The sequence below is a fragment of the Lactonifactor longoviformis DSM 17459 genome (genome assembly GCF_900129135.1).
Taxonomy (GTDB): Bacteria; Bacillota; Clostridia; order Lachnospirales; family Lachnospiraceae; genus Lactonifactor; species Lactonifactor longoviformis.
Genome location: NZ_FQVI01000060.1, coordinates 1 through 5,103 on the forward strand (window position 1 = coordinate 1; position 5,103 = coordinate 5,103).

Annotated in this window: 7 protein-coding genes; 3 read left to right on the forward strand and 4 right to left on the reverse strand. The window is 44.7% G+C overall.

All coding sequences use genetic code 11. The features are described from left to right. The 3 genes from BUA56_RS23510 to pheA form a co-directional block, all read right to left on the reverse strand. A partial coding sequence (locus tag BUA56_RS23510) for a transposase (protein ID WP_479724312.1) occupies positions 1-258 on the reverse strand: 258 nt, incomplete at its 3' end. Between the two features lie 80 nt (positions 259-338). Further along, the gene (locus BUA56_RS22210; RefSeq protein WP_072854933.1) at positions 339-1,646 is read right to left on the reverse strand and encodes an ATP-binding protein; all 1,308 of its coding nucleotides are present in this window, start codon (positions 1,644-1,646) and stop codon (positions 339-341) included. A gap of 15 nt (positions 1,647-1,661) precedes the next feature. Then, on the reverse strand, positions 1,662-2,792 hold the full coding sequence (pheA, locus tag BUA56_RS22215; RefSeq protein WP_072854934.1) for a prephenate dehydratase: 1,131 nt from the start codon (positions 2,790-2,792) through the stop codon (positions 1,662-1,664). A gap of 181 nt (positions 2,793-2,973) precedes the next feature. Here pheA and BUA56_RS22220 point away from each other — a divergent pair, with 181 nt between their 5' ends. From BUA56_RS22220 to BUA56_RS22230, 3 genes are all read left to right on the forward strand, one after another. Next, positions 2,974-3,354 carry a putative ABC transporter permease gene (locus BUA56_RS22220; protein WP_072854935.1) on the forward strand — a complete coding sequence of 127 codons (381 nt, stop codon included), beginning with the start codon at positions 2,974-2,976 and terminating at the stop codon, positions 3,352-3,354. A gap of 97 nt (positions 3,355-3,451) precedes the next feature. Next, positions 3,452-4,372: an aspartate carbamoyltransferase gene (gene pyrB, locus BUA56_RS22225; RefSeq protein ID WP_072854936.1), complete on the forward strand. Its 921-nt coding sequence runs from the start codon at positions 3,452-3,454 to the stop codon at positions 4,370-4,372. Beyond that, on the forward strand, positions 4,366-4,803 hold the full coding sequence (locus BUA56_RS22230) for an aspartate carbamoyltransferase regulatory subunit (protein ID WP_072854937.1): 438 nt from the start codon (positions 4,366-4,368) through the stop codon (positions 4,801-4,803). Before pyrB ends, BUA56_RS22230 begins: the two co-directional genes overlap by 7 nt. 156 nt (positions 4,804-4,959) lie before the next feature. Here the strand turns inward: BUA56_RS22230 and BUA56_RS24030 are convergent, their stop codons facing one another. Beyond that, entirely contained in the window at positions 4,960-5,100 is a 141-nt protein-coding gene (locus BUA56_RS24030) for a transposase (RefSeq protein ID WP_278320879.1), read from the reverse strand. Between the last annotated feature and the right edge of the window lie 3 nt (positions 5,101-5,103).

A 5,103-nucleotide genomic window follows, 5' to 3' on the forward strand; every position in this document is an offset into this window, starting at 1 on the left:
TCGGTCTTCTAATTCCCGAAGGGAAGCGTATCCAGTGTCCATAAAGCCGAACAGGACTGTCTTTAGCATGTTGACCCGATTATATCCGGGCCGGCCCAGTTTATGTGAGGGCTCTGGCCTAAGATATCTTTCTATTCCAATCTCCTCCATGATTCTGTCAAATACTAATACTGGATCACAGAGATCCAGACAATCCGAAAAAAACAGTGGCAGCCTTCCCTGTTTTGCGGTATAATATTTCTCGGTATTATTGTTCATAGTAGATTAATTTTACCACAAAAAGAAGAACGCCTCCAGGTTTGTATACCTGAAAGCGTTCTTTTTTTACGGGACTTTTTTCACAGCCCCCCCTTTTGGCCTAATAAGTAATCGATAAACTGCTGTGCTGTCCTCCCTGACAGTCCTCCGTGCTGCAGTTCCCAGGCGTTGGCTTTCTGCAGCAGTTCTTCCTCCGGCATCTCCACTTTGTACCGCTCTGCTAATGTTCTGACAATATTCTGGAATTCTTTTTTGTCCGGCGCACAGAAGAAGATGGATACTCCGAATCTGGATACCAGTGAGAGTTTTTCCTGCACGGTATCTGAGGCGTGAAGATCGTCTCTGCGCTCTTCTTTGTCACTGAATTTTTCTCTCACCAGATGGCGGCGGTTAGAGGTCGCGTATATTAGGATATTTTCTGGTTTTTTCTCCAATCCTCCCTCGATCACTGCTTTCAGGTATTTGTATTCTATCTCGAATTCTTCAAAGGATAAGTCATCCATATATATGATAAAACGATAGTTTCTGTTTTTAATCTGTGCAATTACATCGTTGAGATCCTGAAACTGATGCTTATAAACCTCTATAATACGCAGCCCCCGGTCATAATATTGGTTTAGTATAGCCTTGACACTGGACGATTTTCCGGTGCCCGCATCTCCGAAGAGCAGGCAGTTATTGGCTTTTCTTCCTGAAACAAATGCTTCCGTATTATCTATGAGTTTCTTCTTGGCAATCTCATATCCCACCAGATCATCCAGATGTACATGGGCAATGTTGGTAATAGGTACAATATCCACTCTTTCGCGCACAGGTGAATGCTCCAGACGAAAAGCCTTGTGGAGCCCCAGCTTGCCTACCCCAAAGTCTTTGTAGAAGGATACCATATCCTCCATAAATTCTTCTGTGGTTGCCGCCCGGCTAAGCTTTTTGCTAAGATTGCAGATACGGTCCCTGATTCGTTTGTTAAACATTTTACTGTTCTCATTGACATTTACATAATTGCAGATGCTTCGACAGCAGCTGGAACCAAATGCCTCGTCCAGTTTCCCCAAATCAAAATCATAGAGCTTCTTAAATACAGCAAAATCCTGCAGTACCAATTCGTTGATACTCCCTTGGACTGCCCCAACGATTTCTGATGCCATACTGAATGCATTCTCATGGTTTACCAGCAGAAATGTGAGGTAATTATGCCAGAGGTTCCCGGCAAACCCATAAGCTCCGGACATTTCCACCAGCTGATTCATACAGTCATAGAATTCTCCACGCCGCTCCTCCAGTGCTTCCCTTTCTTCTATATAAGTGTTGATCAGATCTGTCATCTTGTGCAGGACGTCCTGATCTTTAAAATTTCGATATACAATACATTCTTCCAACTGAATCATCTTATCTTTATCCTCCTAGTAATTCCCAAGTACCCGCAGCTGACTGGCTTCAACAGAAAGACCACGGATGGCATTTTTCACCGCACTGTCACCCAGATTGCCCTCAAAGTCCACAAAAAACCGATATTCCCAGTTTCTTCCCGGTATTGGACGTGATTCAATCTTTGTCATATTGAGACCATTGTAAATAAAATGCGACAAGCTGTTATACAGGCTGCCGCTCTCGTGGGGCAGTTCGTAGCTCACGCTGATTTTCCGGGCGTCCTTCCTGTATTTCTTTTCCTTTGATACGATAATAAATCTGGTAGAATTATTTCGATTGCTGAAGATATTTTTCTTTAAGACAGACAGCCCATAGAATTCCCCTGCCGACTCGCTGGCAATGGCAGCCTGGCTCTTATCCTGATCCTCTGAAACTTTTTTGGCTGAGACCGCCGTGTTATCCAGTGTTACCTGCCTCCACCCTTTTTGTTCATTTAAAAACTCTCTGCACTGCATCAATCCCTGGGGATGAGAATAAACCGTCTCAATATCCTCCAGTCCGGCACCCGGCACCCCCAGAAGAACATGCTGGCAGGGAATAATCTGTTCTCCCACGATAAAGTGGTCATATACCGTGAGCAAATCATAGATATCCTGCACAATCCCTGCGGTAGAATTCTCGATAGGGAGCACGGCATACTCTGCATTCCCCTTATTAATCTCTTCCATTGCATCCCTGAACTTTGCCACATGATAATTCTTCACTGAGCTTCCGAAGAATGTATTCATAGCCGCAAAGCTGTAAGCGCCCTCCACTCCCTGAAATACTACGGTGACATTCTCCGTATCCAGAGCTTCCACCGGGATATACGGAGTGTCTTCCTCCACCGCATTCTTTTCCAGCAGCTGATACTGGAGCTTTCTGCTCATAGCCATTATCTGCTGAAACAGTTCCCGGATTCCATGGCTGGTAAAATCACTGCCCGCCTTCTCCCCGAGAGCCTTCAGTTTTTCCAGTTCCCTGTCCTTATCAAAAACAGCTTTCCCTGTCTGTATTTTAAACTCTGCCACATCGCTGCACAGCTGCATCCGCTCCTCAAACAGCCGCAGAATCTCATCATCTATTCCATCAATCTGCCCTCTTATCTTCAGCAAATCCAACATCTTTTATTCTCTCCTTTATCCGTGTTTCCTGCAAATAAATTTGCGCATTATTTCTAATCATACACCGCTCTTTCCCATTTCGCAAGTTTATGTATCAATTCCTGCAAAAAAAGCATCAAATCAGATGGCGTATGAGAACCCTTCCAAAAGGTTATACTACTTACAAAAAAGGAATGTGGCTATGAAACATAAATTCTTACTATGCGGTGCTGCCGGCTGGTGCATGGAAATTCTCTGGACAGGAATCCACTCTCTGGAGCGGGGAGAGCGCAAGCTGCTTGGCCAGTCCTCCATCTGGATGTTTCCCATTTATGGGATGGCAGCGGTAATCTCCCCCATCTCCCGCCTGATGAAGGATGTCTCCCCGTTCATCCGGGGCAGCATCTATACCGTGGGAATCTTTTTTACCGAATATACCACAGGCAGCATACTGAAAAAATATCAGATGTGTCCCTGGGATTACAGCAAGTGCAAGCTGAATTACAAAGGGCTGATCCGTCTGGATTATGCCCCGGTATGGTTTTTTACAGGGCTCATTTTTGAAAAAATACTTTCCGATTAATGTTGAAATTACCGGTAAACTATTATATGATGATAGATGATAAATTACCCGTAAGATCTTGGTAAAATTTTACCGGTAAGCACATAGGAGGTAACCCATGAGACACTTAATGAGCCCACTGGATTTTTCCGTGGAAGAATTAGACAAACTCCTGGATCTGGCCAATGATATTGAGCACAATCCAGAAAAATATGCCCATGTCTGCGAAGGTAAAAGAATCGCAACCCTGTTCTATGAGCCAAGCACCAGAACCCGTTTAAGTTTTGAGGCTGCCATGATGAACCTGGGAGGAAAGGTTCTTGGATTCTCCAACGCAGGCTCCAGTTCCGCCGCAAAAGGCGAAAGTGTAGCGGATACCATCCGCATGGCATCCTGTTATGCAGATATCTGCGCTATGCGCCATCCTAAGGAAGGAGCACCTCTGGTTGCATCTATGGCTTCTTCTATTCCTGTAATTAACGCAGGGGACGGAGGCCATCAGCATCCGACACAAACTCTTACCGATCTGCTCACCATCCGATCTCTCAAAGGGCGTCTGGACAATCTAACCATCGGCCTCTGCGGAGATCTGAAGTTCGGCCGCACGGTTCATTCTCTTATAGAAGCTTTGGTGCGCTATCACGGCGTACGGTTCGTTTTAATTTCCCCTGAAGAGTTAAGGGTTCCTGATTATATCCGGGAGGATGTCCTCAGAGCCAACGGCAATGGATTCAAAGAAGTAGTACGCCTGGAAGATGCCCTTCCGGAGCTGGATCTTCTCTACATGACAAGAGTGCAGAAAGAACGTTTCTTTAACGAAGAAGATTATGTCCGCATGAAAGATTTTTATATACTGGACAAGGCAAAGATGGAACTGGCCGGCCCAGATATGCTGGTTCTTCACCCACTCCCGAGAGTAAATGAAATCTCCGTAGAAGTGGACAGCGATCCCCGTGCTGTTTATTTCAAACAGGTTCAATACGGCGTCTATGTACGTATGGCACTGATTCTCACATTATTGGAGGTGGAGATATGTTAAATGTTGGCCAGTTAAATGAAGGGTTTGTACTCGATCACATCAAGGCAGGAAACAGCATGACCATCTATCACGATCTGCGATTGGATAAGCTGGACTGCTGCGTTGCCATTATCAAAAATGCCAAAAGCAACAAAATGGGGAGAAAAGATATCATTAAAGTCGAGTGTCCCATTGATGAATTGGATCTGGATATTCTGGGGTTTATTGACCACAACATTACAGTTAACATTATAAAAGACGCTAAAATCGTTGCGAAGAAAGAGCTGACGCTCCCGGAAAAAATCGTCAACGTTATTAAATGTAAGAACCCGCGGTGTATTACCTCCATTGAGCAGGGCCTGGATCATGTGTTTGTACTCACAGACCCTAAAAAGGAAATTTACCGCTGCAAATACTGCGAAGAAAAATATTCCGGAAACCGGATTCGCTGAACACCGGATTCCCAGGACAGAAGAAGGGGCTGTGAAAAAATGGAGTTGCTCTAACTCCATTTTTTCAGCCCCTCTTTATTTTGTGGAAAGCGTAAGAAAAAAGCAGTAAAAAGCGCATAATCCCCCTTACCCCAACAAACGTGCGCTCTTTCTTCTTTAAGCCACTTCCCGGAGTCTCATCTGCTTATTATAGATTTTATAGAGATTATGGCCGATAGAAACAAGAAATATCTCTACTCTTACCGAATCCAGTCCTCTTCTTACAATTCGCTTATACCTTCGGTCGTATTTGATGATTCC